The organism is Candidatus Aminicenantes bacterium (genome assembly GCA_011049425.1).
In the GTDB taxonomy this organism is placed as follows: domain Bacteria; phylum Acidobacteriota; class Aminicenantia; order UBA2199; family UBA2199; genus UBA876.
Window position 1 is genome coordinate 1 of the sequence record DSBM01000115.1, and the last position, 25,541, is coordinate 25,541.

Consider the following 25,541-nt stretch of genomic DNA (forward strand, 5'->3'; position numbering starts at 1 on the left):
ATCGTCCGCAGTTCTTTTTCCGCACCACGGACGTGACGGGCTCGGTTAATCTTCCCGAAGGCGTGGAGATGGTCATGCCCGGCGACAACGCGAACCTGTCAATTGAGCTGATCACGCCGATTGCCATGGAGAAGGGCCTGAAGTTCGCCATCCGCGAAGGCGGCCGCACCATCGGCGCCGGCTCCGTGACCGATATTATTGAATAGGGACAATTATGGCAACCAAAATTCGCATCAAGTTGAAATCTTTTGACAGCCGCATCCTGGACAAGTCTTCCGCGGAAATCGTGGCCAAGGCCAAACGTACGGGTGCCCGGGTGGCGGGTCCGATTCCGGTTCCCACCCGGATCGAGAAGTTTTGCGTGCTGCGTTCACCCCACGTGGACAAGAAATCCCGTGAACACTTTGAACGCCGCACCCACTCGCGACTGATCGAGATCCGCGAACACAATGACGACACAATTGCTGAACTGAAAAAGATGGATCTTCCCGCTGGTGTCGAAGTTGAGGTGAAGTCAAACTAGCGGCCCGCGCCGGTGGGCGTGGATGAAAGGTGAGATCAATGATACAAGGACTGATAGGAAAAAAGATCGGCATGACCCAGTTGTTCGACGAGGACGGCCGGGTTCATCCGGTAACGGTAATCCAGGCAGGTCCCTGCGTGGTGGTGCAGAAGAAGTCCAACGGCAGCGAACATGGCCGCAAAGTCCAAATTGGACTGGTTGAGAATCGAAAAACCAAGGGCATCAACCGTCCCCTGAAAGGACACTTCGACAAAGCCGGTGTGCCGCCGACAAGAATTCTGCGGGAAGTTTTTTTGGATGACGAAACCATTGCGGTCGGTGACACCGTGAAAGTGGATATTTTCGAAGAGAAAGAATCGGTCAGCGTTTCGGGAACCACCAAGGGCAAAGGATTTCAGGGTGTGGTCAAGCGCTGGAATTTCCGCGGCGGCCGGGCCACCCACGGTTCCATGTTCCACCGTCGACCTGGATCCACAGGTATGTGCGCTTATCCGGGAGAAGTTCATAAGGGTAAAAAGATGCCGGGCCGTATGGGCGGCAAACGCAAAACTGTAAAAGGCTTGCGCGTTGTGCGGGTTGATGCCGCCAACAACCTGATCCTGGTTCACGGGGCGGTTCCCGGGTTCAACGGCAACTACGTAATGGTGCTGAAGGATTCCTTTAAAAGGAGACAACCATGATCAAGTTAAAGGTCAGGGATATGCACAATAAAGAGGTCAGCGAGGTCAAACTGCCCGAAGAGGTGTTCAACTATCCCTTGAAAGAGCACCTGATTTACGAGGCGGTTAAAAGCCACATGGCGGCTCGCCGCCAGGGCAATGCCAGCACGAAATCCCGTCACCAGGTGTCCGGCGGCGGCCGCAAGCCCTGGCGCCAGAAAGGCACCGGCCGCGCCCGCGCGGGTTCCAACCGCAGCCCGCTGTGGCGCAGTGGCGGCACCGTGTTCGGACCCCAGCCACGCGACTACGGCCTGGGAATGCCGCGCAAGGCCCGGCGCAACGCGCTGAAATCCGTTCTCTCCGACAAGGTCCGCAACGAGCGGATCCTGGTGGTGGATAAACTGGATGTGGCTTCCGGAAAGACCCGGGAAATGGTGAAAACTCTGTCAAACTTTTCTTTCGAAAAGCTGCTGATCGTGGATAAGCGTGAAAACACCCAGTTGTTGAAAAGTACACGCAATATCCCCAACATCAAAGCCATCGATTTTTCCGAGATCAATGTGTATGATTCTCTGGATTACGGAACCATCATGTTTTCGCTGGATGCGGTGAACCAATTGGTAGAGGTGCTCAAATGAAACTGGAACACACCGATATTATCGTGGCGCCTTTCATTACCGAGAAATCTACGGATTTGAAAGACCAGCAGCAGACCCTCTGCTTCAAGGTTCACCCTCAGGCCAACAAGATCATGGTCAAGGAAGCGGTCGAAACCTTGTTTAAAACCCAGGTGGGCAGTGTGCGCCTCCTGAATTTCCAGGGAAAAGAGAAGCGTTATGGCCGCTTCAGCGGTCGCCGCCCGGGGTGGAAAAAGGCCTATGTCAAATTGAAGCAAGGTGCGAAGATGATTGAATATTTCGAGGTGGTATGATGGCGATAAAGGCATTCAATCCCGTCACCCCGGGGCAGCGGGGCAAAACGGGATATACGTTTAGTGAAATCACGGCCAAAGAGCCCTATCGCAAGTTGGTCACCGCATTAAAGAAGAGTGGCGGCCGGTCCAACCAGGGACGCATCACCTTGCGTTTTCGGGGCGGTGGTCATAAGCGCAAGTACCGCGTTATCGATTTCAAGCGCAACAAGTTGGATATTTCGGGTGTGGTTGAAACCATCGAGTATGACCCAAACCGATCCGTGCGGATCTCCCTGGTAAAATACACCGATGGAGAACGTCGTTATATTCTGACGCCTCTTGGTTTAAAAGTGGGTGACCCCGTCATATCCAGTGACGGAGAGGCGGAAATCAGTTCAGGCAATGCCCTGCAGTTGAAAAACATCCCCGTGGGCACTGTGATCCACAATGTGGAGTTTGCCGCCGGTCGCGGTGGTCAGATCGCTCGTACGGCCGGCTCATCGGTTACGCTGATGGCCAAAGAAGGGCGGTATGCGTTGCTGAAAATGCCTTCCGGAGAGTTGCGCAAAGTCTTTAACGAGTGCCGGGCCACAATCGGTCAACTGGGCAACGTTGAACACGGCAACATCAAGGTGGGCAAGGCCGGTCGGACGCGTTGGCTGGGCCGCCGTCCCCATGTGCGGGGTACGGTGATGAATCCCATTGATCACCCCCACGGCGGCGGTGAGGGCAAGACCAAGGGCGGACGCATTCCCGTAACGCCATGGGGTGTGCCCACCAAGGGGTACCGCACACGGCGAAACAAAAGCACCCAGAAGTTCATTGTCAGAAGAAGGAGAAAGTGATCCATGCCACGGTCAATTAAAAAAGGTATTTTCATTGATGAAAAACTGTTCATGAAGGTCTTGCGTGTAAAAAACACCAAGTCCCGTGAAGTCATCAAAACCTGGTCCCGGGCATCTACGGTTGTCCCGGAAATGGTGGGAATGACCATTGCCATTCATAACGGCAAAAAGTTTATTCCCGTTTTCGTGACCGAAAACATGGTGGGCTACAAACTGGGTGAATTTGCTGCCACCCGCAACTACAAGGGTCATACATCCAAGGGCAAGAGGTAAGGAGGCGCACCTATGGGTCACATTGCAATTGCTAAAGGTCGATATGTCAAGACATCACCCCAGAAAAGCCGGCTGGTGGCGGATTTGATCCGCGGCAAAGACGCTGGAGAAGCGCTGACCATCTTGAACTTCAGCCGTCGCAAGAAAGCCGCCGGCCAGATTTCAAAGGTGTTGAATTCCGCCATTGCCAACGCTCAGGTAAAATTCCCCAACGTGGACGTGGACAACCTGTATATCTCCCGGATTTTCGTGGATCAGGCGCCTTCGTTGAAGCGTTTCCGTGCCGCTCCCCGGGGCCGGGGTGTGCGTATCATGAAAAAATTCGCCCATATTACGGTTTATTTAGATGAAAGAGAGGAGAAATAATGGGACAGAAAACACATCCATACGGATTCCGTCTGGGTTTCAATAAAAGTTGGCTATCCCTCTGGTATGCCAAGGGAAAGCAGTATATCGACCTGTTCCACAGCGACCTGCAACTCCGGCACACCATTAAAAAGCGGTACAAGCACGCGGGAATCGCATCCATTGAAGTCAAACGCATTTCCGATACCATTCGAGTCCAGATCAATACCGCCCGGCCCGGAATCATTATCGGTAAGGGTGGGTCCGGCATTCAGAAAATGAAGAAAGAGATTGGTGAGATCACGGGTATGACCCTGGACAAGATCCTGGTGGATGTGATTGAGATCAAGTATCCTGAACTGGTGGCGCAATTGGTGGCCGAAGGCGTGGCCTACCAGATTGAGCGCCGCATCTCTTTCCGCAGGGCCATGCGCAAGGCGGTCGACTCCACGCTGCGGGCGGGTGCCACGGGCATCAAGATCAAGTTGTCGGGTCGTCTGGGTGGTGCCGAGATCGCGCGTTCCGAGTGGTACCTCGTGGGCAAGTTGCCCCTTCAGACTTTGAAAGCCGATATCGATTACGGTTTTACCGAAGCCTTTACGGATTACGGCCAGATCGGGATCAAGACCTGGGTCTATACCAGCGACAAAGAAAAGGAGCGCTACCGCGCGCAACCCCTTGAAATCGCCGAAAAAGGAGAATAGCCATGTTGATGCCCGCGAAGGTAAAACACAGAAAGCAGTTCCGCGGTAAACGCCGTGGCAAAGCCACCAAAGGCAACAGCCTGGTGTTCGGTGAATTCGGTTTGCAGGCCCTGGAGAACGCGTGGATTACGGCCAGGCAGATTGAAGCCGGTCGTGTGGCCATCAACCGCTATATCAAAAGGGGCGGCAAGTTATGGATCCGCCTATTTCCTGATAAGCCCGTAACCGCCAAGCCCATTGAAGTGCGTATGGGCAAGGGCAAGGGCGACCCGGAATTCTGGGTGGACGTGGTGAAATGCGGAGCCGTGATTTACGAATTGGAAGGCGTATCCGAAGAAGTGGCCAAAGAGGCCATGCGCCTGGCCCAGGGGAAATTCCCCATCCGTACGCGTTTTATCACGCGCAACAAGTAGGAGCAATGTGATGAAGGCCAAAGATATTCGTTCCATGACCGTTGATGAGATTGAAAACAAGCTGGTGGAGTCCCGCGACAAGATATTTAAACAACGGATGCAGAAGGCCCTGGGGCAGGCGGAGAACCCTTTCAAGATTCGCTCCACCCGCCGGGACATCGCCAAGATGATCACGATTCTTGCCGAAAAGAGGTCAGAAAATGTCAAATAACGAAAGCGCTAAAGAGAAAAGCACGGGAATACTTACCGGTGTGGTGGTTTCCAACCGCGCGCAAAAAACCGTTACGGTGAGTGTTCAACGCATCTTCAAGCATCCCATGTACCACAAGACCGTGAGATTCAAAAAAAAGTATCTGGCTCACGATGAAGAAAATCGCTGCAACATGGGTGATGTGGTGCGCATCCGCCAGGTCCGTCCCATCAGCCGCCGCAAAATGTGGTTGTTGCAGGAGATCGTGTCATCCACACCGGGTCACTCACCTGACGAGATTGAGAACGAGGTAAGCAAATGATCCAGATGAATACTCGGTTAAAGGTGGCCGACAACTCCGGAGCTCGCGAGATTCAGTTTATTCGTGCACTTGGCGGATCGGTCGGCAAGGTTGCCCGGGTGGGAGATGTGTTCGTGGGATCTGTCAAGACAGCTGAACCCAACTCCAAGATCCGGTCCGGGGAGGTCGTGCGCGGCGTGATTGTGCGTACCCGTAAAGAAGTGAGGCGCCGTGACGGTTCTTACATCCGTTTTTCCGACAACGCCGTGGTGGTAATCGACAAACAGGGTGAACCCGTGGGAACGCGCGTGTTCGGACCGGTGGCACGGGAACTGCGGGAAAAACGCTTTATGAAGATCATATCTCTGGCTCCGGAGGTGCTCTGATGACGGACAAACCCGGAATGAAAACCAAGCTCAAGAAAAATGATCCCGTGGTTGTGATCCGCGGCAAGCGCCAGGACAAAGGCAAAATCGGCAAGGTGCTGCGTTTTGTCCCCGAAAAGAGCCGCGTGGTAGTGGAAAAAGTCCACGTAATGAAGGAATATGTGCGTCCCAATCCCCAGAAAAACATCCAGGGTGGAATCGTAGACAAAGAGGGATCCGTCCCCCTTTCCAGCGTGCAGTATTATTGCCGGGAATGTGAGCGGGGCGTGCGCATCGGCTACAAGGTGTCCGATTCCGGCAAAGTAAGGGTTTGCCGCAAGTGTGGGACCGTGTTGGATTAGGAGAACAGGTATGAGCAGATTGTACGAACAATACAAGAAAACGGTCCGAAACAGCCTGCAGAAGGATCTGCAACTCAAAAACGTCATGATGGTGCCGAGGCTGGAAAAGATCGTGGTGAACTCAGGCGTGGGTGAAGCCACCCAGAATATCAAAGCCCTGGACAAGGTGATGGAGGAGATGGCCATTGTAACCGGGCAGAAGCCCACAATGCGCCGGGCGCGCAAGTCGATTGCTCAGTTCCGCTTGCGTGCGGGTATGCCCGTGGGCGCCACGGTGACCTTGCGCGGACTGCGCATGTACGATTTCCTGGATCGCCTGATCAGCGTTGTGCTTCCCCGGATTAAGGATTTTCGGGGGATCTCGCCACGCTCTTTTGACGGGCGCGGGAATTACACCCTGGCGTTGAAAGATCAACTGGTTTTCCCTGAAATCGATTACAACAAAGTGGATAACCAGAAAGGAATGGCCGTCACCATTGTGACTTCGGCCAAAACGGACAAAGCGGCCCTGGCCCTGCTCAAAGAGCTGGGCATGCCTTTCCGTTAAAGGAGGAATTCGTGGCAAAGAAATCGATTATCGCAAAATCTAAACGACCCCGGAAATACAACGTGCGCAATCAGACCCGCTGCCGCCTTTGTGGTCGGTCCCGGGCGGTTTACCGCAAGTTCCAAGTATGTCGCCTGTGTTTCCGTGAATTGGCTCTAAGAGGCGAAATCCCCGGGATCACGAAATCGTCCTGGTAGGAGTATATCTTATGACCCATACTGATCCAATCGCAGATATGTTGACGCGGATTCGCAATTCCGCCATGGTGGAGAAGGCGACAGCCGAGATGCCGCTTTCCAAGGTGAAACTGGAAATCGCCAAGCTTCTCAAGCGCGAAGGCTTTATCCACAATTTCAAAGTGGAAAACAGCGTGTTTCCAGCGCAATTGATCCTGGAATTGAAGTACAGCGGTAAGAAAAGCGTAATTGAAGGATTGAAAAGGATCTCCAAGCCGGGTTGCCGTGTTTATGCCTCATCGGATGAGATTCCCAACGTTCTGGGTGGACTTGGCGTGGCTTTGCTGTCTACGTCCAAGGGCATCATGACCGGGCGTGAATGTGAAAAGAACCGGATCGGCGGTGAAGTACTGCTGCATATCTGGTAGGAGGAAGAATGTCTAGGTTAGCATCCAAACCCATCCCGTTTGAGTCCGCGGTGACCATCGAAATCGGGAACGACAAGGTCCGGGTTAAAGGGCCCAAGGGCGAGTTGTCTGTTCCCCTGCACGCGGGCGTGGATGTCAGCACTGAACCCGGCCAGATATGGGTAAAACGCCAGGAAGAGCGCTACCGAGCGGCACAGGGATTGATCTGGAGCCTGATTCGCAACGCCGTCACCGGTGTCACCCAGGGTTTTTCTCAGAAGCTGGAGATCGTGGGCAAGGGTTGGCGCTCCCAGGTCAAGGGAAATGTGGTCAACCTCCAGGTGGGGCATTCCCATCCGGTTAATTTTGAACTTCCGGAAGGAATTACCGCTTCCCAGGAAAATCCCGGCTCTTTTACCCTGCATTCTCACGACAAACAGCTGCTGGGACAGGTGTGCGCCAACATCCAGAAACTGCGTCCCGTGGAGCCATATAAGCTCAAGGGAATCCGTCTGGAAGGTCAATACCTGCGTCAGAAAGTCCGTAAAACCGCTGGAGTGTAACATGATAACCGATAAATACATTGTAAAGCGCCGCCGCCGTGACCGTGTACGCAAGTCGATCCGAAAACTTGTCAATGGTACACCGGAACGACCGCGTATGATTGTAGTCCGTAGCAACAAGTTCCTCTACACCCAGGTGGTGGATGACCGCAACGGCAATGTGCTGGCGGCCGCCACTACGCTTGAGAAGGATCTGCGGGCGAAGTTAAAGAGCACAAAAGACAAAGAAGCAGCCAAATTGATGGGCCAGGTGATCGCGGAACGCTTGAAAGCGAAAAAGATCACCCGTGTTGTATTCGACCGCGGCGTATGCATGTACTCCGGACGGGTCAAAGTATTTGCCGATGCGGCCCGGGAAAGTGGAATCCAGTTTTAAGGAGATCAAAGTGCGGGAAATGGAAAATATGGAACCCATGTACGAGGAACAGGTCATCCAGATTCGTCGCGTCACCAAGGTGGTCAAGGGCGGCAAAAATCTGCGTTTTTCCGCCGCCGTTGTGGTTGGTGACAAAGGCGGCAGTGTGGGGCTGGGTACGGGCAAAGCCCGTGAAGTACCCTTGGCCATCAAGAAAGCCGTTGCGGATGCCAAGAAAAACCTGATCAACGTCCCCATCATCAATCAGACCATTCCATACTACAAGGTGGGAGAATTTGGAGCAGCCCGGGTCGTATTGCGGCCTGCCTCTCCGGGAACGGGTGTGATCGCAGGCGGAGCCGTGCGTGTGATCATGGAGCTTGGCGGGATCAAAAACATCCTGACCAAGAGCCTGCGCAGCAAGAACACTTTAACTGTGGCCAGGGCCACCATAGAGGGACTCAAAGAATTGAGTCGACCTGACGAGGTCCGGAGCAAACGGAACCAGAAGGAGGAAGAACTATGGCAGTAAAAAAAACGGAATCCTTCCCCAAGGTGCGTATCCGCCTGGTAAAGAGCCTGGTTGGCCGCACGGCGGCCCAGAGGGCAGTGGTTCGTGGCCTGGGCCTCAACAAGTTGCAATCATCCGTTATCCGGGAGAAACGTCCCGAGATTATGGGAATGGTGCGCAAAATCGATTTCATGCTTGAAGTCACGGAGGTGGAAAAATGATTACATTGGCAAACCTGAAACCCGCCGACGGCGCCATTAAAAAGCGCAAACGTGTGGGCCGTGGTATCGGTTCCGGCTTGGGAAAAACCGCCGGTCGAGGCATGAATGGACAGAAATCCCGCTCCGGGTATGCCCGCAAACGTGGATTTGAAGGGGGCCAGATGCCCCTGGTGCGCCGTGTCCCCAAACGGGGTTTCACCAACAAGTTCCGCATCGAGTACGCCGTAGTGAACCTGGACCGCATTGAAAAATCCGGACTGGATGAGATCCGTCCCGAGGATTTTGCGCAGACGCGCATGGTTCGCGGCCGCAATGTTCTCATCAAAGTCCTCGGCAACGGAACACTGACCCGAAAGGTTCGTGTGCATGCCCACTCTTTTTCCCAATCCGCGCTTGAAAAGATCCGGAAACAGGGCGGTGAAGCCGTTACTCTTGGAGGAGACGAAAATTGATCACCTTTCTGCGCAACATCTTCGTGATTCCCGAACTGAGAAAGCGGGTGGTATTCACCTTCTTGATGCTGGCGGTCTACCGTATCGGTTCACAAATCGTGATTCCCGGTATCAATATCGAGGCGCTGCAGCAGTTTTTTGAGCAGAATAAGGAAACATTCCTGGGGTTCCTGGACATGTTTTCCGGACGCAACATGTCGCGCATGACCATTTTCGCCTTGGGGATCATGCCCTACATCAGTGCGTCCATCATCCTGCAACTGTTGCAGGTTGTCTGGCCCTACCTGGAACGGATCTCTAAAGAGGGCGAACTGGGGCGGCGCAAAATCACCCAGTACACCCGCTATGGAACAGTCTTGATCTGCCTGGTGCAGGCTTTTGGTATCGCCATTGCCCTGGAAAAGATGAATCCCAGCGGTCTGCCCGTGGTGCTGAATCCCGGATGGGGGTTCCGTTTTGTTGCGATTCTGACCCTGACTACGGGGACGGTGTTTATCATGTGGTTGGGTGAGCAGATCTCGGAACGCGGCATCGGCAACGGCATCTCGCTGATCATCTTCGCCGGAATTGTAATCGGCCTGGTACCCAGTGCCGTACGCACGGTTCAAGGACTGGGAACCGGAGATATGAGTCCGATCAAGATCCTTTTCCTTTTGGCCCTCATGCTGGCGGTGATCGGGTTCATCGTTTTTGTGGAGATGGGGCAACGCCGCATTCCCGTATCTTACGCCAAGCGCATTCAGGGGAGGCGCATGTACGGCGGTCAGAGTACTTTCCTGCCCCTCAAGGTAAACACCGGCGGGGTCATCCCCATTATCTTTGCATCTTCGGTGATTACTTTTCCCGCCACAATCGCCGGCTTTGTCAACCATCCCATCGCCAAGAAGATCGCCGCGCAATTGGGATTCGGCATGCCCCTGTATACGTTGCTCTACGTGACGTCGATCATCTTTTTCACTTACTTCTATGTTTCGATCATCTTTAACCCCAAGGACGTGGCGGATAACCTGCAAAAGCACGGCGGCTTCATTCCCGGGATCCGGGCGGGCAAGAACACGTCGGCCTATATCGACAACGTATTATCCAAGTTGACCTTTGTGGGCGCGATTTATCTGGCCCTGATTGCCTTGATCCCGGAATTCCTCATGACGGGTTTCCGCTTCCAGGCACTCCCCTGGATCGGAGATTGGCTGGATTTGGTGCTGCCCGGTTTCGTTAAGGAAGGCCTTGGCGTTCAGTTCTACTTTGGCGGCACCTCCATCCTGATCGTGGTGGGAGTGGCCATGGATACCGTGCAGCAGATCGAAGCGCAGTTAACCATGCGCAATTACGATTCGTTTTCGCGCAAGGGGCGAATCCGCGGGAGACGTGGATGATCCGCATCATCCTCTTCGGGGTTCCCGGTTCCGGAAAGGGAACTCAGGCCCGTCGGCTGGAACAGCGGTTCGGGTACCGCCATATCTCTACGGGAGACCTGATCCGCACTGAAGTGGCCGAGGCAACCCCATTGGGCAGACAAGTGGAACCGATCCTGGCGCAGGGCGGTTACATCGATGATGCCGTAATGGTGGAAATGGTGCGTCAACAAGTGGAACGCACGGACGTATCAAAAGGGTACGTTCTGGACGGGTTCCCCCGCACTCTCGGCCAGGCCCGTTCACTGGCCGTTTTGGAAGTATCCAGGGAAATTACCATTCTTCTGGATATTGACGACGAAGAACTGGTTGTCAAACGGGTTTTGTCCCGGATTACCTGCGGCAATTGTGGTGCCGTATATAACCTGGAAGTCAGTCCGCCTCTGAAGGTGGGGCAATGCGATCATTGCCGTGAACCGTTGATGCGAAGGACCGATGACAGCGAAAACTCCGTCCGCGAGAGGCTCAAGGTGTATCAGGAGCGCACCATGCCCATGCTGGATTACTATCGTGACAAGGGCAACTTGCATTATGTAAACGCGGCTTTGCCTATGGATCAGGTGGCACGGGCCATTGAAGAGATCGTGTCATGATCGTTCTCAAGACCCGTCACGAGTTGGGCTTGCTGCGGGAAGCCAACCGCATTATCGCCGTGATCCTGCAGGAAATCGCCGGCCACATCCGCCCGGGGGTCAACACTTTGGAGTTGGATCAATGGGCGGAAGCGCGCATCCTGGAGTTGAATGCCCGCCCCGGATTTAAAGGGTACAACGGATTCCCCGCCACACTGTGTATCTCGATAAATGAAGAAGTGGTCCATGGGATTCCTTCACCGGACCGGTTTCTGCAGGAAGGCGATATCGTGGGGATCGACGTGGGCTCAATCTATGAGGGTTATTACGGTGACGGGGCAAGAACCTACGCAGTGGGTTCGGTGTCCCCTGAAGCGGAGCGATTGATGACGGTATGCCGGGAATCCCTGGAAAAGGCGGTCGCGGCCACGACGGCGGGAAACCGGATCAGTGACATCTCCCTGGCCATCGATCATTATGTCCGGCCCAGGGGATTCGAGATTGTTCGGGACCTGACCGGGCATGGTATTGGACGCCAATTGCATGAGGAGCCGCAGATTCTGAACTACGACGCCGGCCGGAAAGGACCCCGCATCAAAACCAACATGACCCTGGCCATCGAGCCCATGATCACGGCTGGAACCTGGCAGGTCCGCACGCTGGATGATCAATGGACGGTTGTGACTGCTGACGGCAGCCTGGCGGCACACTTTGAACACACGGTGGCTGTGACGGACAACGGGCCCGAAATTCTAACGAGGTTGTAACGGATTATGAGTGCCAAAGACAAGGATGTAATCGAGGTGAAGGGAGTGATTATCGAAACGCTGCCGAATGCCATGTTCCTGGTTGAATTGGACCAGAATCATCATCGAATTCTGGCTCACCCTTCCGGGAAAATGCGCAAGTACAATATCCGGATCCTGCCGGGAGACCGGATCCTGATGGAGATTTCTCCCTACGATATTACCCGGGGAAGAATCATTTACCGGTACAAATAGGAGGATGCCATGAAAGTACGAGCCTCAGTGAAAAAAATGTGCAATCATTGCAAGGTGATCCGCCGCAAAGGTGTGATCCGGGTAATCTGCAAAGATCCGAAACACAAGCAGCGTCAGGGCTGACATGCAATATTTGAACAGGAGCAAAGAGATAAATGAATCAGTCGACAGGAGGTAATCTTGGCTAGAATAGCAGGTGTGAACATTCCCGACAAAAAGCGGGTAGAAATCGGCCTGACATATATTTTTGGTATCGGCCGTTCAAAGTCGCAGGCTATCCTGAAGGAAGTCAAGGTGGATACGGACAAGAAGGTCACGGATCTGAATGCCGATGAACTTTCCCGCATCCGCAAGCACATCGAGGAACAGGAAGTGGTGGAAGGGGATCTGCGCAAGCAAGTGAACCAGGACATCAAGCGCCTGATGGATATCAATTGCTACCGGGGTCAACGCCACAAGCGCGGGCTGCCCGCCCGCGGCCAGCGGACCAAGACCAATGCCCGGACACGCAAGGGACCCCGCGGCGCGATGATCAAGAAAAGAAAATGACCACCCTAGATAAAGGCGCATTTCTGGAGGAAAAGAATGGTTAAAAAACAGGTGAAGCGGCGGATTAAGAAAAAGGAAAAGAAGGTTGTATCTCACGGCGTGATGTACATCCACTCTACCTTCAACAACACCATCGTGACCATTACCGATAGTGACGGCAATGTGCTGACCTGGTCTTCCGGCGGCATGATCGGGTTCAAGGGTTCCCGGAAATCCACTCCTTTCGCGGCGCAATTGGCGGCGGAAAAAGCGCTCAAGGATGCCGTGGGTTTCGGTATCAAGAGTCTGGATGTCCGCGTCAAAGGACCGGGTTCAGGACGGGAGAGTGCGCTGCGCACCATTTCCGGTACACCTTTCCGGGTTCGGACCATCAAGGACATTACCCCCATCCCTCACAACGGTTGCCGGCCGAAAAAGAAGAGACGAGTGTAAGGAGGAAGCCAATATGGGTAGATATACAGGTTCCCAATGCAGGTTGTGCCGGGTTGAAGGCACCAAGTTGTTTCTCAAGGGCAAGCGCTGCCTCTCGGACAAGTGCGCCATTGAAAGGCGCAATTATCCCCCCGGCCAACGTGGCGCCCGAATTTCGTTCCGTAAGTCGAATTACAAGTTGCAATTGCGTGAAAAGCAGAAAGTAAAACGGTTTTATGGCCTGGGTGAAAAGCAGTTTCGCCTGTTTTTCGACCGGGCAACCAAAAGCAAAGGCATTACGGGTGAGAATTTGCTTCAGAGCCTGGAGCTTCGCATCGATAACGTTTTGTACCGCGGAAATATGGCGTATTCCCGTGCCCACGCCCGCCAGTTGATTCGCCACGGGCATCTAGCCGTAAATGGTCGCAAGGTTTCTATTCCGTCCTACATCCTTAAACTCAACGACGTGGTGACTTTCAGAGAAAAGTCGGCGGGAAGCGACAGCATAAAAGCCATGTTGGAAGACGTAAAAGGATTGGTGGATGTCCCGGCTTGGATCGTTTTTGATCCCGAGAAAGGTGTCGGCAAGATCAACAGCCTGCCCGCCCGTGAGGATGTATCCCTGGCGGTTGAAGAACACCTGATCGTCGAGTTGTATTCGAAATAAGGAGGAGATGATGGAGTTCAACTATCAACGGCCTCGCAGGTTGGAAGTGGAAGAACTGACCGAGAACTTTGGCCGGTTTGTCGCTGAGCCCTTTGAAAGAGGCTACGGGAACACCATCGGCATCGCGCTCCGCCGTGTGATGCTGTCTCTCATCGAGGGATACGCCATCACCGCGGTTCGCATTGACGGCGTGCTGCATGAATTCTCAATGATTCCGGGGGTTTATGAAGATGTACTGAATATCATCCTGAACCTGAAGGGTGTGCCTTTAAAACTGAATGTAGATGAACCCCGCATCGTGCGCATCGAGAAATCGGGCGGAGGAGAGATCGTTTCCGGAGACTTTGTGACCGACAGCGATGTTGAGGTACTGGACTCCGACATTCATATCGCGTATCTTGAAGAAGGGGCGGAGTTTCGTGCGGAAATACTGGTACGGAAAGGAGTCGGTTTCCATCTGGCGGAACAGAATTACGATGAGAACCTGCCGGTGGATTATATTCCCGTTGACTCCAACTTTAATCCGGTAGAGAAAGTAAAGTTCACCATCTCTCCGGCACGAGTCGGCAAACGCACGGATTACGAGAAGTTGACTTTGGAAGTGTGGACCAACGGATCCATTTCACCCAAAAATGCCCTGGCCCACGCGGGAAAAATCCTGCGCGACCACTTGGCCATCTTTCTGGATGCGGCGGATGAAACCGGACGGGGAACCGCCGCCGAGCCGGAGACAAGCGTGGTGATTGAAAAGAAAACCGATGTTCTGGAAAAAAATGTTGAGTCCATGGGGTTATCTGTAAGGGCGCTCAAGTGTCTGAAGCGCCTCGGTGTGGACTATATTTACCAGTTGGTTGAAAAAACGGAACACGAACTGCTGAATTCCAAGAACTTCGGCAAGAAATCTCTGGAAGAGATCCTCATCAAACTGGATGAAAATGGCCTGGCTCTGGGCCAGAAGCTTCCGGAATCTATGAAAGTCGATTTGGATGATCGGCTGAATACTTCTCCTGTGCGGGAGGATGATGGCGACGCAGAGGAGTAATCCGATGAGACTGGATTTTCGGGATAGCTTGGCGTATACTTTCAAGGCTTTCCGGCTTCCCGGTATGTGAATCAAGTAATGAATTCAATTGATATTCAGGAGTGAACCATGAGGCATCTTAAAGGCGGATTCAAACTCAGACGCAACCCCGCCCATAGAAAGGCTTTACTGCGCAATCTGGCGCAAAGCCTGATCGAACGCGACCGCATCGAGACCACTCTGGCCAAGGCCAAGGCCGTGAAACCCATCGTGGAAAAAATGGTTACCATGGGCAAGACCGGAACCCTGGCAGCCAAGCGCCGGGCAATGGCATTCCTTTACAAGCGTGACGCGGTTCACCGCCTGTTCAACGATGTGGCCCCGCGGTTCATGGATCGTCCCGGGGGATACACCCGTATCCTGCGCACGGATTTTCGCAGGGGCGATGGCGCTGAAATGGCCATACTCGAATTCGTGGACCATCAGTTCGAGGTTAAGAAAAAGTCCAAAGATAAAGGCAAGGCAAAGGGTAAGCGGGCATAGCTCAATGGTAGAGTACAAGCTTCCCAAGCTTGGGGTTGCGGGTTCGATCCCCGTTGCCCGCTTTGACCCCCAGCCGGAAAAAGGGTGATCCATGGCCGTATTCAAACGCAAAAGCGCAAAGGATAACATTGAAACCCGGAGTCCGGAACCCGGTTTCCGTTCAACCCGGCTTCAACCCAGTGAACAGGTAACGATTATTGGTCCGAAATTGACGGTAAACGGGCGCATCCGCGCCAAAGAGGAAGTCCGTGTCCTGGGCAAAGTGACCGGCAACATGAATGTGCGCGGAACCGTGGTGGTGGAACCCGGCGGAATTGTAACCGCGAACATCAAGGCCGATGTAATCGTGATTCGTGGAAAAGTTCAGGGTGATATCGATTGTCACCGGGCCAACATTGAAGCCGGTGGCGAACTGCTTGGCGATGTGGCATCCCCCCGCATGATGTTGGCGGACGGTGCGGTATTCAAGGGCCAAATCGACATGGCTCCCAAGGATGGCGCCGCGGATAAACCGGATACAACTACATCCGCTTCAGGCTCCAAGTCTTCCTGAACCACAGCCATGTCCCGTTGGTTCCTGCTCCTGGACAAAACGCCCCTTTCAGCCGCTGTCAACATGGCACGGGACGAGTTCCTTTTCCATTGGTGCCAAACCCATGAAGCGGGAATACTGCGGCTTTATGCATGGGAGCGTCCCGCATTTTCCATCGGCGTTTCCCAGAAATCCGCTCGGGCCGTAGACCTGAACATTCTCAACGACGGCAATCATCCCCTGGTCCGGCGGATTACCGGTGGAAAGACCGTTCTTCATGACGACGAGATTACCTATGCCGTGGTGTCTTCTGAGGCAATTTTTCACAAAGATCACGACTTGCTGCAGTCCTATCGATTGATCGCGCAGATCCTGGTGGATGGCTTGAAACGCTTGAACATTCCAGCCAAGCTCTCCACGGCCCGTCAACCCGCCCTGGCCCGCAGCGATCACCCATGTTTTTCGTTTCCCACTCCCAACGAGATTGAGATCGGCGACAAAAAAATCATCGGGTCGGCGCAGAAACGCAATCACCAGGCGTTGCTGCAACATGGTTCAATTCCCTTTTCCATGAACTATGAGCTCTATGCCCGCGGAACGCGAATGCGCCCGGACCGCATTCGTGACAGCATGACCACATTGGGTGATGTTCAACCCCAACTGAACCGAGACGCCTTGACCCGGGCCATAGTAGACGCTTTTTTGGCGTTCACCCAAGAGACTTTCGAGGAGTTCGATATTGAAGCCCAAAATCCCCGGATGCTGGACGCCCTGGTGGACAAGTACCGCGGCGACGATTGGAATCTGTCTTTGTAGCCTGGTGCAGGGGTTGGCTGCGGCGTCACGGCCGGTTGTGTTCGCACAATTCCATGGCGAGGATGTGTTCGCCCAACTGGATCCGCTGGAATGGCAAGCTGCCGGAATCGACCGCTTGGTCGTACGGGTATTTCGCAACCAATCCAGTCAGGGGGGGCTGTTTTTTCAAAACCCTGAATTTCAGGTTGTTAAACCGCTGCTGGCGGACCTGATTCAGCGTACGCGACCCAAGCATGACAGCATCTGGGCCTGGATGATCACACGGCGTTTTGACTGGATTGGCGATTCACGTTTGCTGGATCGCAGCTTTCAATCCGGTGCCCTGCAAGTCATTCCGAGTTTGGACTTGTTTAACCCGGATGCCATGAAACGCGTCCTGGCGGTTTTTGGCCAACTGGCGGAAAGCGGAATCAAAGGCATCATGATCCAGGACGATTTGGTTATTCGCAGTTGCGAGGGCCTTTCTTCGTGGGGGCGGGCTCACTATGTTCTGAAAACCGGGAATCCTTCCGAAATGGATTCAATGTTGGACCCGCGTTCTTTTGCACATTCCCGCTGGGTGGATGTCAAAACCCGCCGGGTGGCGGAGGTGTTGTCGCAGATTGTCGGCATCTGCAAGCAGCGCAACCCCGATATTCGCGTTGGCGTAAATGTCTACTACGAGACGCCCCTGCAAGCAAAGAAATCGCGCGAGTGGTATGCGCATGACCTGGATCTCTTGTTGGCGACCGGCGTAGACCACGTGTTCCTGATGGCTTACCATCGTCAAATGGCGGCTGAACTGGGCTTGTCCGCCGCGGATGCCGCAGAGTTGTTTTCCCGCATGGTTGCCCGGGCCGCGGCTAAGTGCAAAGACAAACTGGTGGTGAAAATCCAGTGGCGGGATTGGCAAAGCGGTGAATATGTGCCTGAAGATGAATTGATTGGGCTCCTGGATCGTTTGCCGGAGCAAATCCACGGAGTGTGCCTGACGCCGGTTGCACTTGATGATCTGCCCCGGTTGCAAAAACTGCTCTCGCGCCGCGGTTGGTCTGTGGGAATCCGGCAGGGGGGCGGATGAGGATCAAAGTTCAGCAGCTGGGGATGTGGCTGTTCCGGCATCGCTCGTACTCCCCGCTGCCCATGATCGTGCTGGTATTGGTCTGTTTCCCGCCGCGTTACTACGGTGATGCCCAGCCCTGGATCACGGCGGCTGCAGTAATCACGGCTTTTCTGGGCGAGGCCGTGCGCGTGCTGACGGTTGGATTCGTCCACCACGGGACTTCCGGAAGAGAGTCCTACCTGCGCGCGGACGCCCTGAATGTAACGGGTGCCTATTCGTTGGTGAGGAATCCCCTTTATATTGCAAATACCCTGATCTATTGCGGGATCCTGTTTTTCTGGGGGAATCCCTGGGCCTTTTTCTTAATGCTGGCTTTCCTTTGCGGGCAATATACCTTGATTATCCTGGGAGAGGAATCCTATCTGCACCGGAAATATGCAAGCAAATACCAAGAATACACACAGAGAGTCCCCCGGATCATTCCCGGCAAGAGTGAATTTCGCCCAGCTGAATCGGTTTTTCAATGGCGGCGGGTCATTGTCAAAGAGAACGACTCGATCTTCAACATGTTGGCCATGTTTTTGATCCTGGAGGCGTTGCGCGAATACCACCGTCTGGGGAAAGTGTTGCATTGGCCGCGATTGGCGGGCGTCGGTGGCATCCTGCTGGTTCTTTATGCGGCAATCAAGATATGGAAGAAGCGTTACGCCGATACAACCTTCCGGTCTTAGCCAGTTGCGCGAAGTTTCGGTTGTTTTGTTTTCGTTGACTTTCCGCGCAACTTCGCCTAACATGGGAATCTGACTGCGGGCACACCGCCCGCGGTTGCTGACAAGAGATGGGAATCCGTAACCAACGTCGCATGTTCGCCCTATCCGATATCGGCCGGGAGCGTACCAACAACGAGGACCAGTTTCTGTTGGAGAAAGTTTCGAATTGGCTTGTGGTTGCCGTGGCGGACGGCATGGGCGGAGCGGCCGGTGGTGAAGTGGCCAGTTGGCTGGCGGTAAACACGGTATCCCGTCTGATCCATCTGAATGTGGATCGTTTGCCCATGAATGAAATCATGGAAGATTGCCTTGTGCTGGCGCATGAACGCATCCGTCACCGTGGAGAAACGTCTTTCGGCAATATCAACATGGGTACCACCCTGACATTTGCGGCGATTAGGGAAAATGAGAGTTCCCCTGACCATTCCCGCAAAGTGTTCCTGGGTCACATTGGCGACAGCCGGTTCTATCTGCTGGGTAATGACGGCGTTCGCCAGGTCACCCGTGATCACAGCATGACCCAGCATTTGCTGGATAGTGGAGTTTTAACTCCGCAGACAGCACGCAATTTCCGCTACCGCAACGTGATTTACAAATCCCTGGGAGGGTCACGGGAATTCGATCCGGACCCGGTGGACGTTCTGGATGTTCCCCCGGGCTCCATTATGCTGCTGTGCAGTGACGGCTTGTCCAATTACCTGGATGCCATGGATATGTGGCGGATTGTCAACCACAGCCGCAACCTGCCCGGAGCGGCGCGTTTAATGGTGGATCTGGCCCTGCTTCGCGGCGGTGCCGACAACATCACCGTGGTTCTGGCCTCCGCGGGCAAACCGCGATTCTCTTCTACCCGGCCCAAGCTGCCGGCGGACGCCGGTCGCCTTTCATCCGCCCGTTTGCGCCGCCGCCTCATCGCCCGTTTGGTCCGGCTGCCGGGTATTTTCCGTAACTCTGCGCATGCCGACCATGCCGCCGTGCCAACGCTTGCCGCAGTGAACGGGGGGCTCCGCACCCGCCAGGTCAGCATGGAGGAGATCAACCACGAGATGGGGGATGTAGAAACAAGGAAGCGGCCCGACCCGGCGGCTGAACTTTGTATCAATAAAGGTGTTTTGGCGGGGAAAGCCTTTGCCCTGGGTTTCAATACCCGCATCGGCCGGGTGAAAGGCGAAGTGATTCTGGAGGACGCATCCGTTTCCCGCGAACATGCGCAGATTCGTTTCGCGAAAGGTCGTTACACAATTCGCAGCCTGAACCCTGCCGATTCCGTTATCGTCAAGGGCAAAAAGGTGAAAAATGAGAAGGTCCTCGCCGATGGCGATGAAATTGTCATCGGAATGATCCGCCTGGAGTTCAAACTCACTTAACCTGCATTTCTCACAACGATCTGCTGCAATGTCGGATATGGCCGCATTGACGGCGTTATGCTCGGTCATTCTTTTCAGCCATAGCGCTGCTATGTCTTCGAAGAATTCACGTCGCATGCCTTGTCACTGCAACCATCTCCGCCATTTCGCGACAATCCCGGTGAGAAACGCAGGTTAACGGAGGGCCACGGAACCGCCGCGCTGAATAGAGACAGGCGGGTTATTCTGTTTTTCTGTCCACTCCCGTATTCCGAACCGCCGGGCGGAACGCCGCGCATATCAGGTCCTTTTCATGCGGGGCTTGCTGCAGGCGGCTGGCCGCTGTGTGGAAATCAGGATGGCGCCGCGCGAATATCAGGTCGCGGAAGTTGAAATCTCCCAGTTTCGCGCCCGGCCATACGGGTATCCATGCCCGGCAATCCAACACCACCGGATTCCAGATCGGGGGCAGGGTACCCGGCGGGCTTCCGGGGCCGGGCCGGGAGAGTGAATCAGACAACAATTTCACCAGAGCGCGCTCTTGGGGTAAGAGCTGCTCAAGGGACAATGGCTTTGTGTCGCGGAAACGCAATCGCGTCAGAAGGATGGTGGCTTTTTTCAAAAGAAAGCAGACGCGCCGGTAAGTAGAGTCTTTCAGGATAACCGGATCCGGTGCTTTGCGTAAGCGTAACCCCTTGCGGTTGAGAAAGTCCAGTTGCAGGGACGTCAAGTGCAATACCGGTGTGTGCCGCTCTATGGTTGGGGGCATGTGGTTGTGATGCAGCCGGAATGAGATGGGCGCGCTCGCGGCCAGAAACTCAATGTCCGCCAGGGAAATAGGTCCCTTCATTTTCATCCCGGTAAAGATGGGAGCGTTTCGAAAAAGTGAATCATCGCCGCTCTGACGGTACAACTGGAAAAAGAGTTCTTCGAGGCGTTTACGGTGATTCGGCTTGAGGTGCTTGAATTCAGCGGCGGCCAGGCTGTACAGGCGGCGTGCCGGGGCCGTCCAGACGGAAAGAAATTCGGTTCCGGGTGGATGGGGGTGCTCGAACTGAAGGTGGAACACCAATCCCCCGAGGGGTGGCAGGTTCATTTCATCCCAGGGGATTCCCGTATCAGTCAAAACCAGGCGACAAGCTTCTCCTTTCTCAGGCAGAGCCATGATGGCCGGTGCGGCACTTGACCTGTGCCGCAATTGTCGCGCCAGAAACGTATGGGATAACAAATGTCCCTGTTTCACCAATTGGTCGTTCACCTCTATCCTGGCGGTTGCCGCCCGACAGGATTCGCGGAGCCGGCTGAGAGAACACGGCAATGTGTTTTCGGGAATCAATACGGAAACCACCGTGTTCATGCCCGTCATGACGTCAGTTTGGCTGTTTCCTTGTGGACTCTTGTGAAAAGGGAAAAGATCGATTCGTTTCCATTGTGACTCCCGGCGAACCCGAATGGTTGCCTGGAGCGGGGAGGGTGCGAATACGGCCAACCAGCCGATACCCGGCGGATCGAGCAACTCGTGGATCAAATGCTCCAACCGGTTCTCATTGATCCCGGGCTTTGCCAGTAAGCGCAGCGACTCCAGGGTCTGCCTCGACGGAGTGGAGCCATTGTCCGCCACGCGGACACACCCGGGGCTTAATTCGACGCGAACCCGCCGTGCTCCACGCTTAACGGCTCCGCGGATCAAATCCAGAATAAAACCGCCCGGATGATGAAAGTGAAAATCCGACAACTTGCGCATATGCGCCCGGGCATCTACGCTGAACCATTCGTGGTTGATCATGATTGATTTTTTAAAAACCGGTGCGCCAGGCAGGAAGGGACCTCGAATGTATGACCGAACAGAACCGGAGCTTCCCCCAGGGAATTGTTTATCAAGGCGAAGATGGTTTCTCTTTCATGGCGGTTCACCTTTGCGGCCGCCCTGGTGTAGGCGGGATGCTTCACTGAGATTGCCAGTACCGGCCGGCGCCAGAAAGAAGGAAGCCTCTTTCCCAGGGAAGAAATGTCGATCCATTGGGGCGGCATGGCTTCCGGGTTGCCGGTCACGCCGACCCGCCAGCCCCGGCGTTTCATTTTTTTCCCCAGAACAGTCAGGCGCTCCAGAAGATGATCTTTTTCCAGGTCGAGCGGCATGACGGGGTTGATCCCGGCTTCGGCAACGGTATCCAGGTCCACGATTCCGTAGATCAAACGGTATAGATGGCGGAAATGGGGATTACCGGCATCCAGTATGCGCCGGCTGCGACGCGCAATGGGGTTTCCCGGCGAAGCGCAAAAAAGTCCCTTGACGTGGATTCTCGCTAATGCGCGCCTCAGCGAGATGCGGCTGCCGTTCATACAGGGGAGAACGGCTGAAGTCCACAAACTGCTTCGGGATCCCCAGCGCCCGGGGTAGAGCAATGCGCCCAGCACCAGGCGAGATAACACCGCGTCTCTTTCGGGATCATGCTTGATTCGCCGCTTGCGTCGCAGCAGGAAAATCACCAGCACAAGGCCTGCGAACGCCGCAGAGACCAGAACCGGGATCCAGTAAGATTGCGAATCGGAGATTGGATCCGTGGGTGTGGGTGCGATCGAGTCTGCCGGGCTCAAAGACGGCGGAATGGACAGGTCCAGGTAACGCCATTCTTTATGGTGATACTCGATCCAGGCATGCAGGCGGGGAGCCAGGCGGCCGTTGGTTCCGACCCAGCCGATACCCATGCGCGCCGGAATGTCCAGATGCCTCAGCAGGAGAACGGCGAATCCGTTGATTACGTCACAATCGCCCCGTCCGATCGTCAAGACGCGGCGGGTCCAATCTTGTGCTTCCAGGCGGCGGAAACGCAGCGCGGTGTCCTCGGCCGGTTCCGGAATGAGTTTTTGGGCGATGAAATCCTTTACCAGTGTGACCCGTTGCGGAATGGTGAGATTGCGGGCCTTTCCCACAAGTGTACGGATTTCACCCGGCCATTCTCCACGGGGCGGAAGTGACAGGAGGATGCGCCGATGATTCGCATTCAACCGGTTGGCTTGTTCGGCGGGAAAACAGGTATAGTGCAATTGTCCCTTTTTTCCAGGGGGCAGGTCGATCAGGCGGGCGCCCGAATCACGGCGGAGGTTCGCACGCAACGGTTCACTGTTCCAACGCAGGCTCGATCGATCCACCTCTAACCCGGATGGGCAGGGCAGCAAGCTGTCCGGGGCGCCTGTTGTTTCGAGACGCACGCGAATGGATTCTGTTGCGCGCCCCGTTTCCGGAACTTTTTCCGCAATTCCCGGGCTGTACACAAAGCCTCTTTTCGAATCAAATTTCTGGGCGGAAAAAAGCCGGAAGTAAAGGGTTGTTTGAGGAGAATAAGTCAGATCGGGGGCGGCTCCGACAGCGTTATCATCCACCGTTGTCCGGGTATAGTGAATGTCTTCGCGGGTCAGTCGTTCCAGGACAGGTGCGTTACCGGGTGCCGGCAAACGGCGCAGTAAAATGATTTCAGCCGGGATCAGCAACAGCAGTATCAGCCCGGCTTTAAGCCATGTGCGTCCACGGAGAAAACAAGCCAGGTTTTCCAGTCCATCCCGAACTCGCTCGGCCGGGCTTCTGCCTTCTCCCTGGTCCAGGATACGGGAAAAGAGGCGCGTGATCTCTTTCTCGCCCCTGCGGCGCAACAGCGCCAATCGGGTGCCGTGTATCGGGTGGCGCCTGGACATGTTGACTTTGATGCCCGGGCACTCCATCCAGATAACCGGGTAGAGGCTGTGGGCTGATATCCGCGTTGTGGCCTGGCGTTCCTCCTCTCCGGTGATTTCCGCTATTGAGGTTCCCCGCCATACCGGCAATCCTCCGCTGAATACGCGGACCTCCGGTATTTCCCCCAGGGCCGCTCCTCCACTGATGTGGCGATAGCGAAAAGAGTGGCCGAAGTGGCCGGCCGGCCTCAGGGGGCGGGAGACCGGATGTCCGTTCACCTTGACGGGAAGGCTGCGATGGGCGGGACGCCGGCGCATCAGGTGACGGCAGTAGTGGGACGCGGCCTGCATTACCGCGTCCTGAAAAGAGGTTTCGTTCTCAAACACGGCCGGGCGTTGCAATATGACTCGGGTGCCTGGCTCCAATTGCGCCGGCGTGAGCTCCTTGACACGAAACTCCGCGTCTACTTCCACGGACCAGGCGTTGCGCTTGTGACGGGAATAAATACGCAACATGGAGGGCCCGAATCGCCACACCGACCAGAACCCGATTCCGAAACGCCCGGCCGCTCCTGAAGTTTTCTCTTTGGAAGAAGCGTAAAAGCGGAACAGGTAGTTCTTGGCGGTCTGGCGAGTCATGCCGTTGCCGTCGTCGCAAAATTCCAGCCACTCCCGGTCCCGGGCATCTCGGTACGCCCGGATTTCAATTGTTCGTGCTCCGGCATCACGGCTGTTCTGGGCCAGCTCCCGCATAAAAAGCCAGGGATCCGGACCGTATTGACGAAACCCGTCGCGGATCCAACGACGAATCTCGGCGGCCGGCGACTGAAGTTCCGGGGGCGTGATGATCATGAACGATATTCTGGCACACCTAATCGGGGATGTCCACGCACGGCTTGACATTCCGTCAGCGACAGCGTAGAGTCCCTGTGAATCGTCGACTTCACGGCTTGCGTGAACAGATTCAGGAGGTGAAGATGAAGCGCTTGATTCTGACGGGATTGTTGCTGGGATTCCTGGTTAATCCGCTTTCGGCCGCTGAACTCCGCGGCGTTCAGATGCCGGACCGGATAACAATAGCTGAACAGCCCATGGTACTTAATGGAATGGCCCTGCGCAAGAAAGTCATATTCAAGGTGTATGTGGCCGGACTCTACCTTCCCGAAAAGGAATCGGACGCCCGCAAAATCCTGTCCGCCGACGCTCCCCGTCGCACGGTGATGCACTTCGTGCGCAGCGTGGGCGCCGGCAAAGTCAATGGTGCCTGGTATGAAGGGTTGGAAGCCAACACGCCGGGCTATTCAGCGGATCTAAAACAGCGTTTTGATACCCTGGCCGGTTTCATGGAAGATGTGAAAAGCGGCGATGAGCTGATATTTACCTATCTTCCGGGCAAGGGGACGGAAGTCAGCGTCAAGGGCTCGGTAAAGGGCACAATTGCGGGCAAAGATTTCGCCGACGCTCTTTTTGCCTGCTGGATCGGCGAAAAACCCGGGCCGGGTGAGGGTTTCAAGGCAGGGTTGCTCGGGTTGTAAAACGGGTCCGTGTGGGTCGCCCGATTGGGGCGGGGTAGAGGATCAGTTGTCCGCCAGGACCTCGTCATCGTACATGGTCTCGAAGTAGAGTTTGTGCTTGGCCTCTTCCGCGGACAATCTCAGGAAAAGTTTCTGTAACTGCGGGTCGTCAACCTTGCCGGCCATATCGGTATAGAGTCTCTGTGCCGCTTCTTCCCGCTTCATGGCGATGGTGATAATGTCTTCAAAGTTCATGTCCCCGGTGGGCGGGGAAGCAACCATGTAGTCACTGATCTGCAGGTTTTGAATTCGGGGGACATCGATCCGGGCCGGTTCCATGCCGCGGATTTTCTCCAGAACCTCCACGTGCCCTTTCTCCATTTCCTCGAATTCGTGAAGGAGTTCACGCTGGGAGTTGAAGCGGACCATTTTTTGCAGATCCTGGTAGAACCTGATGGCATCAACTTCTCTTTCTACAGCGAAATCAATTATTTCACTGAATATCTTGCGGTCCATTTCCACCTCCTGTCAATTATGCGGTTATG

The 25,541-nt window shown here is 54.9% G+C and carries 41 protein-coding genes and 1 tRNA gene; 39 read left to right on the top strand and 3 right to left on the bottom strand.

Annotation, left to right across the window (positions count from 1 at the left end):
- The 38 genes from tuf to ENN40_07510 form a co-directional block, all read left to right on the top strand.
- Positions 1-206: elongation factor Tu (gene tuf, locus ENN40_07325; protein HDP95153.1), on the top strand; the 206-nt coding region annotated here is incomplete at its 5' end.
- Between the two features lie 8 nt (positions 207-214).
- Positions 215-523 carry a 30S ribosomal protein S10 gene (locus ENN40_07330; GenBank protein ID HDP95154.1) on the top strand — a complete coding sequence of 103 codons (309 nt, stop codon included), beginning with the start codon at positions 215-217 and terminating at the stop codon, positions 521-523.
- 38 nt (positions 524-561) lie between these two features.
- Entirely contained in the window at positions 562-1,203 is a 642-nt protein-coding gene (locus ENN40_07335) for a 50S ribosomal protein L3 (GenBank protein HDP95155.1), read from the top strand.
- Positions 1,200-1,820, top strand: coding sequence for a 50S ribosomal protein L4 (locus ENN40_07340; protein HDP95156.1), 621 nt, complete (start codon positions 1,200-1,202; stop codon positions 1,818-1,820). The genes ENN40_07335 and ENN40_07340 overlap by 4 nt, the downstream gene beginning before the upstream one ends.
- Entirely contained in the window at positions 1,817-2,113 is a 297-nt protein-coding gene (locus tag ENN40_07345) for a 50S ribosomal protein L23 (GenBank protein HDP95157.1), read from the top strand. The genes ENN40_07340 and ENN40_07345 overlap by 4 nt, the downstream gene beginning before the upstream one ends.
- Positions 2,113-2,940 carry a 50S ribosomal protein L2 gene (locus ENN40_07350; protein ID HDP95158.1) on the top strand — a complete coding sequence of 276 codons (828 nt, stop codon included), beginning with the start codon at positions 2,113-2,115 and terminating at the stop codon, positions 2,938-2,940. The genes ENN40_07345 and ENN40_07350 overlap by 1 nt, the downstream gene beginning before the upstream one ends.
- 3 nt (positions 2,941-2,943) lie before the next feature.
- A complete protein-coding gene (locus ENN40_07355; GenBank protein HDP95159.1) occupies positions 2,944-3,213 on the top strand; it encodes a 30S ribosomal protein S19 in 270 nt (89 codons plus the stop codon).
- A 12-nt stretch (positions 3,214-3,225) separates the two neighbouring features.
- Positions 3,226-3,579: a 50S ribosomal protein L22 gene (locus ENN40_07360; GenBank protein ID HDP95160.1), complete on the top strand. Its 354-nt coding sequence runs from the start codon at positions 3,226-3,228 to the stop codon at positions 3,577-3,579.
- Complete coding sequence (locus ENN40_07365) at positions 3,579-4,262, top strand: 30S ribosomal protein S3 (protein HDP95161.1); 684 nt, start codon at positions 3,579-3,581, stop codon at positions 4,260-4,262. The genes ENN40_07360 and ENN40_07365 overlap by 1 nt, the downstream gene beginning before the upstream one ends.
- Positions 4,263-4,264: 2 nt before the next feature.
- Positions 4,265-4,675: a 50S ribosomal protein L16 gene (locus ENN40_07370; GenBank protein HDP95162.1), complete on the top strand. Its 411-nt coding sequence runs from the start codon at positions 4,265-4,267 to the stop codon at positions 4,673-4,675.
- A 10-nt stretch (positions 4,676-4,685) separates the two neighbouring features.
- Entirely contained in the window at positions 4,686-4,886 is a 201-nt protein-coding gene (locus ENN40_07375; protein ID HDP95163.1) for a 50S ribosomal protein L29, read from the top strand.
- Complete coding sequence (gene rpsQ / locus ENN40_07380) at positions 4,876-5,187, top strand: 30S ribosomal protein S17 (protein HDP95164.1); 312 nt, start codon at positions 4,876-4,878, stop codon at positions 5,185-5,187. The genes ENN40_07375 and rpsQ overlap by 11 nt, the downstream gene beginning before the upstream one ends.
- On the top strand, positions 5,184-5,552 hold the full coding sequence (locus tag ENN40_07385; GenBank protein ID HDP95165.1) for a 50S ribosomal protein L14: 369 nt from the start codon (positions 5,184-5,186) through the stop codon (positions 5,550-5,552). The genes rpsQ and ENN40_07385 overlap by 4 nt, the downstream gene beginning before the upstream one ends.
- 17 nt (positions 5,553-5,569) lie before the next feature.
- Complete coding sequence (rplX, locus tag ENN40_07390) at positions 5,570-5,893, top strand: 50S ribosomal protein L24 (GenBank protein HDP95166.1); 324 nt, start codon at positions 5,570-5,572, stop codon at positions 5,891-5,893.
- A gap of 10 nt (positions 5,894-5,903) precedes the next feature.
- Positions 5,904-6,440 carry a 50S ribosomal protein L5 gene (locus ENN40_07395; GenBank protein ID HDP95167.1) on the top strand — a complete coding sequence of 179 codons (537 nt, stop codon included), beginning with the start codon at positions 5,904-5,906 and terminating at the stop codon, positions 6,438-6,440.
- An 11-nt stretch (positions 6,441-6,451) separates the two neighbouring features.
- Entirely contained in the window at positions 6,452-6,637 is a 186-nt protein-coding gene (locus tag ENN40_07400; GenBank protein HDP95168.1) for a type Z 30S ribosomal protein S14, read from the top strand.
- An 11-nt stretch (positions 6,638-6,648) separates the two neighbouring features.
- The gene (locus ENN40_07405; protein HDP95169.1) at positions 6,649-7,044 is read left to right on the top strand and encodes a 30S ribosomal protein S8; all 396 of its coding nucleotides are present in this window, start codon (positions 6,649-6,651) and stop codon (positions 7,042-7,044) included.
- 8 nt (positions 7,045-7,052) lie between these two features.
- Positions 7,053-7,586, top strand: coding sequence for a 50S ribosomal protein L6 (locus tag ENN40_07410; protein ID HDP95170.1), 534 nt, complete (start codon positions 7,053-7,055; stop codon positions 7,584-7,586).
- Between the two features lies 1 nt (position 7,587).
- Positions 7,588-7,962 (top strand): 50S ribosomal protein L18, encoded by a 375-nt coding sequence (locus ENN40_07415; GenBank protein HDP95171.1) that lies wholly within the window; start codon positions 7,588-7,590, stop codon positions 7,960-7,962.
- Positions 7,963-7,981: 19 nt separating this feature from the next.
- Positions 7,982-8,473 (top strand): 30S ribosomal protein S5, encoded by a 492-nt coding sequence (locus ENN40_07420; GenBank protein ID HDP95172.1) that lies wholly within the window; start codon positions 7,982-7,984, stop codon positions 8,471-8,473.
- Entirely contained in the window at positions 8,464-8,673 is a 210-nt protein-coding gene (locus tag ENN40_07425) for a 50S ribosomal protein L30 (protein ID HDP95173.1), read from the top strand. Before ENN40_07420 ends, ENN40_07425 begins: the two co-directional genes overlap by 10 nt.
- Positions 8,673-9,125, top strand: coding sequence for a 50S ribosomal protein L15 (locus ENN40_07430; GenBank protein ID HDP95174.1), 453 nt, complete (start codon positions 8,673-8,675; stop codon positions 9,123-9,125). The genes ENN40_07425 and ENN40_07430 overlap by 1 nt, the downstream gene beginning before the upstream one ends.
- Complete coding sequence (secY, locus tag ENN40_07435; protein ID HDP95175.1) at positions 9,122-10,501, top strand: preprotein translocase subunit SecY; 1,380 nt, start codon at positions 9,122-9,124, stop codon at positions 10,499-10,501. Before ENN40_07430 ends, secY begins: the two co-directional genes overlap by 4 nt.
- Positions 10,498-11,133: a nucleoside monophosphate kinase gene (locus ENN40_07440; GenBank protein HDP95176.1), complete on the top strand. Its 636-nt coding sequence runs from the start codon at positions 10,498-10,500 to the stop codon at positions 11,131-11,133. The genes secY and ENN40_07440 overlap by 4 nt, the downstream gene beginning before the upstream one ends.
- Positions 11,130-11,879, top strand: coding sequence for a type I methionyl aminopeptidase (map, locus tag ENN40_07445; GenBank protein ID HDP95177.1), 750 nt, complete (start codon positions 11,130-11,132; stop codon positions 11,877-11,879). The genes ENN40_07440 and map overlap by 4 nt, the downstream gene beginning before the upstream one ends.
- A gap of 6 nt (positions 11,880-11,885) precedes the next feature.
- Positions 11,886-12,113, top strand: coding sequence for a translation initiation factor IF-1 (locus ENN40_07450; GenBank protein ID HDP95178.1), 228 nt, complete (start codon positions 11,886-11,888; stop codon positions 12,111-12,113).
- Between the two features lie 9 nt (positions 12,114-12,122).
- Complete coding sequence (gene rpmJ, locus ENN40_07455; protein HDP95179.1) at positions 12,123-12,236, top strand: 50S ribosomal protein L36; 114 nt, start codon at positions 12,123-12,125, stop codon at positions 12,234-12,236.
- Positions 12,237-12,293: 57 nt separating this feature from the next.
- Entirely contained in the window at positions 12,294-12,662 is a 369-nt protein-coding gene (locus tag ENN40_07460; protein HDP95180.1) for a 30S ribosomal protein S13, read from the top strand.
- Positions 12,663-12,698: 36 nt separating this feature from the next.
- A complete protein-coding gene (locus ENN40_07465) occupies positions 12,699-13,094 on the top strand; it encodes a 30S ribosomal protein S11 (GenBank protein ID HDP95181.1) in 396 nt (131 codons plus the stop codon).
- 13 nt (positions 13,095-13,107) lie between these two features.
- On the top strand, positions 13,108-13,740 hold the full coding sequence (locus tag ENN40_07470; GenBank protein HDP95182.1) for a 30S ribosomal protein S4: 633 nt from the start codon (positions 13,108-13,110) through the stop codon (positions 13,738-13,740).
- A gap of 10 nt (positions 13,741-13,750) precedes the next feature.
- Positions 13,751-14,782, top strand: coding sequence for a DNA-directed RNA polymerase subunit alpha (locus tag ENN40_07475; protein ID HDP95183.1), 1,032 nt, complete (start codon positions 13,751-13,753; stop codon positions 14,780-14,782).
- Positions 14,783-14,890: 108 nt separating this feature from the next.
- On the top strand, positions 14,891-15,304 hold the full coding sequence (locus ENN40_07480; protein ID HDP95184.1) for a 50S ribosomal protein L17: 414 nt from the start codon (positions 14,891-14,893) through the stop codon (positions 15,302-15,304).
- Positions 15,295-15,366: transfer RNA gene (locus ENN40_07485), tRNA-Gly, on the top strand. Before ENN40_07480 ends, ENN40_07485 begins: the two co-directional genes overlap by 10 nt.
- 29 nt (positions 15,367-15,395) lie before the next feature.
- Entirely contained in the window at positions 15,396-15,857 is a 462-nt protein-coding gene (locus ENN40_07490; protein ID HDP95185.1) for a polymer-forming cytoskeletal protein, read from the top strand.
- Positions 15,858-15,866: 9 nt separating this feature from the next.
- On the top strand, positions 15,867-16,652 hold the full coding sequence (locus ENN40_07495) for a lipoate--protein ligase family protein (protein ID HDP95186.1): 786 nt from the start codon (positions 15,867-15,869) through the stop codon (positions 16,650-16,652).
- A complete protein-coding gene (locus ENN40_07500) occupies positions 16,573-17,712 on the top strand; it encodes a hypothetical protein (GenBank protein ID HDP95187.1) in 1,140 nt (379 codons plus the stop codon). Before ENN40_07495 ends, ENN40_07500 begins: the two co-directional genes overlap by 80 nt.
- Entirely contained in the window at positions 17,709-18,425 is a 717-nt protein-coding gene (locus ENN40_07505; GenBank protein HDP95188.1) for a hypothetical protein, read from the top strand. Before ENN40_07500 ends, ENN40_07505 begins: the two co-directional genes overlap by 4 nt.
- A gap of 107 nt (positions 18,426-18,532) precedes the next feature.
- A complete protein-coding gene (locus ENN40_07510) occupies positions 18,533-19,831 on the top strand; it encodes an FHA domain-containing protein (protein ID HDP95189.1) in 1,299 nt (432 codons plus the stop codon).
- Positions 19,832-20,051: 220 nt separating this feature from the next.
- Here ENN40_07510 and ENN40_07515 read toward each other — a convergent pair whose 3' ends face one another.
- Both ENN40_07515 and ENN40_07520 read right to left on the bottom strand, forming a co-directional pair.
- Entirely contained in the window at positions 20,052-21,596 is a 1,545-nt protein-coding gene (locus ENN40_07515; protein ID HDP95190.1) for a hypothetical protein, read from the bottom strand.
- Positions 21,593-24,385 (bottom strand): hypothetical protein, encoded by a 2,793-nt coding sequence (locus tag ENN40_07520; protein HDP95191.1) that lies wholly within the window; start codon positions 24,383-24,385, stop codon positions 21,593-21,595. The genes ENN40_07515 and ENN40_07520 overlap by 4 nt, the downstream gene beginning before the upstream one ends.
- Here ENN40_07520 and ENN40_07525 point away from each other — a divergent pair.
- Positions 24,364-25,017 carry a hypothetical protein gene (locus ENN40_07525; protein HDP95192.1) on the top strand — a complete coding sequence of 218 codons (654 nt, stop codon included), beginning with the start codon at positions 24,364-24,366 and terminating at the stop codon, positions 25,015-25,017. The genes ENN40_07520 and ENN40_07525 overlap by 22 nt on opposite strands.
- A gap of 42 nt (positions 25,018-25,059) precedes the next feature.
- Here the strand turns inward: ENN40_07525 and ENN40_07530 are convergent, their stop codons facing one another.
- Positions 25,060-25,512, bottom strand: coding sequence for a hypothetical protein (locus ENN40_07530; protein HDP95193.1), 453 nt, complete (start codon positions 25,510-25,512; stop codon positions 25,060-25,062).
- Positions 25,513-25,541 lie beyond the last annotated feature (29 nt).

Coding starts and splice junctions, on each gene's coding strand:
- ENN40_07330 (HDP95154.1), top strand. CDS start 215: ATGGCAACCAAAATTCGCATCAAGTTGAAATCTTTTGACAGCCGCATC.
- ENN40_07335 (HDP95155.1), top strand. CDS start 562: ATGATACAAGGACTGATAGGAAAAAAGATCGGCATGACCCAGTTGTTC.
- ENN40_07340 (HDP95156.1), top strand. CDS start 1,200: ATGATCAAGTTAAAGGTCAGGGATATGCACAATAAAGAGGTCAGCGAG.
- ENN40_07345 (HDP95157.1), top strand. CDS start 1,817: ATGAAACTGGAACACACCGATATTATCGTGGCGCCTTTCATTACCGAG.
- ENN40_07350 (HDP95158.1), top strand. CDS start 2,113: ATGGCGATAAAGGCATTCAATCCCGTCACCCCGGGGCAGCGGGGCAAA.
- ENN40_07355 (HDP95159.1), top strand. CDS start 2,944: ATGCCACGGTCAATTAAAAAAGGTATTTTCATTGATGAAAAACTGTTC.
- ENN40_07360 (HDP95160.1), top strand. CDS start 3,226: ATGGGTCACATTGCAATTGCTAAAGGTCGATATGTCAAGACATCACCC.
- ENN40_07365 (HDP95161.1), top strand. CDS start 3,579: ATGGGACAGAAAACACATCCATACGGATTCCGTCTGGGTTTCAATAAA.
- ENN40_07370 (HDP95162.1), top strand. CDS start 4,265: ATGTTGATGCCCGCGAAGGTAAAACACAGAAAGCAGTTCCGCGGTAAA.
- ENN40_07375 (HDP95163.1), top strand. CDS start 4,686: ATGAAGGCCAAAGATATTCGTTCCATGACCGTTGATGAGATTGAAAAC.
- rpsQ (HDP95164.1), top strand. CDS start 4,876: ATGTCAAATAACGAAAGCGCTAAAGAGAAAAGCACGGGAATACTTACC.
- ENN40_07385 (HDP95165.1), top strand. CDS start 5,184: ATGATCCAGATGAATACTCGGTTAAAGGTGGCCGACAACTCCGGAGCT.
- rplX (HDP95166.1), top strand. CDS start 5,570: ATGAAAACCAAGCTCAAGAAAAATGATCCCGTGGTTGTGATCCGCGGC.
- ENN40_07395 (HDP95167.1), top strand. CDS start 5,904: ATGAGCAGATTGTACGAACAATACAAGAAAACGGTCCGAAACAGCCTG.
- ENN40_07405 (HDP95169.1), top strand. CDS start 6,649: ATGACCCATACTGATCCAATCGCAGATATGTTGACGCGGATTCGCAAT.
- ENN40_07410 (HDP95170.1), top strand. CDS start 7,053: ATGTCTAGGTTAGCATCCAAACCCATCCCGTTTGAGTCCGCGGTGACC.
- ENN40_07415 (HDP95171.1), top strand. CDS start 7,588: ATGATAACCGATAAATACATTGTAAAGCGCCGCCGCCGTGACCGTGTA.
- ENN40_07420 (HDP95172.1), top strand. CDS start 7,982: ATGGAAAATATGGAACCCATGTACGAGGAACAGGTCATCCAGATTCGT.
- ENN40_07425 (HDP95173.1), top strand. CDS start 8,464: ATGGCAGTAAAAAAAACGGAATCCTTCCCCAAGGTGCGTATCCGCCTG.
- ENN40_07440 (HDP95176.1), top strand. CDS start 10,498: ATGATCCGCATCATCCTCTTCGGGGTTCCCGGTTCCGGAAAGGGAACT.
- map (HDP95177.1), top strand. CDS start 11,130: ATGATCGTTCTCAAGACCCGTCACGAGTTGGGCTTGCTGCGGGAAGCC.
- ENN40_07450 (HDP95178.1), top strand. CDS start 11,886: ATGAGTGCCAAAGACAAGGATGTAATCGAGGTGAAGGGAGTGATTATC.
- rpmJ (HDP95179.1), top strand. CDS start 12,123: ATGAAAGTACGAGCCTCAGTGAAAAAAATGTGCAATCATTGCAAGGTG.
- ENN40_07465 (HDP95181.1), top strand. CDS start 12,699: ATGGTTAAAAAACAGGTGAAGCGGCGGATTAAGAAAAAGGAAAAGAAG.
- ENN40_07470 (HDP95182.1), top strand. CDS start 13,108: ATGGGTAGATATACAGGTTCCCAATGCAGGTTGTGCCGGGTTGAAGGC.
- ENN40_07475 (HDP95183.1), top strand. CDS start 13,751: ATGGAGTTCAACTATCAACGGCCTCGCAGGTTGGAAGTGGAAGAACTG.
- ENN40_07480 (HDP95184.1), top strand. CDS start 14,891: ATGAGGCATCTTAAAGGCGGATTCAAACTCAGACGCAACCCCGCCCAT.
- ENN40_07490 (HDP95185.1), top strand. CDS start 15,396: ATGGCCGTATTCAAACGCAAAAGCGCAAAGGATAACATTGAAACCCGG.
- ENN40_07495 (HDP95186.1), top strand. CDS start 15,867: ATGTCCCGTTGGTTCCTGCTCCTGGACAAAACGCCCCTTTCAGCCGCT.
- ENN40_07505 (HDP95188.1), top strand. CDS start 17,709: ATGAGGATCAAAGTTCAGCAGCTGGGGATGTGGCTGTTCCGGCATCGC.
- ENN40_07510 (HDP95189.1), top strand. CDS start 18,533: ATGGGAATCCGTAACCAACGTCGCATGTTCGCCCTATCCGATATCGGC.
- ENN40_07515 (HDP95190.1), bottom strand. CDS start 21,596: ATGATCAACCACGAATGGTTCAGCGTAGATGCCCGGGCGCATATGCGC.
- ENN40_07525 (HDP95192.1), top strand. CDS start 24,364: ATGTCCACGCACGGCTTGACATTCCGTCAGCGACAGCGTAGAGTCCCT.
- ENN40_07520 (HDP95191.1), bottom strand. CDS start 24,385: ATGTCAAGCCGTGCGTGGACATCCCCGATTAGGTGTGCCAGAATATCG.
- ENN40_07530 (HDP95193.1), bottom strand. CDS start 25,512: ATGGACCGCAAGATATTCAGTGAAATAATTGATTTCGCTGTAGAAAGA.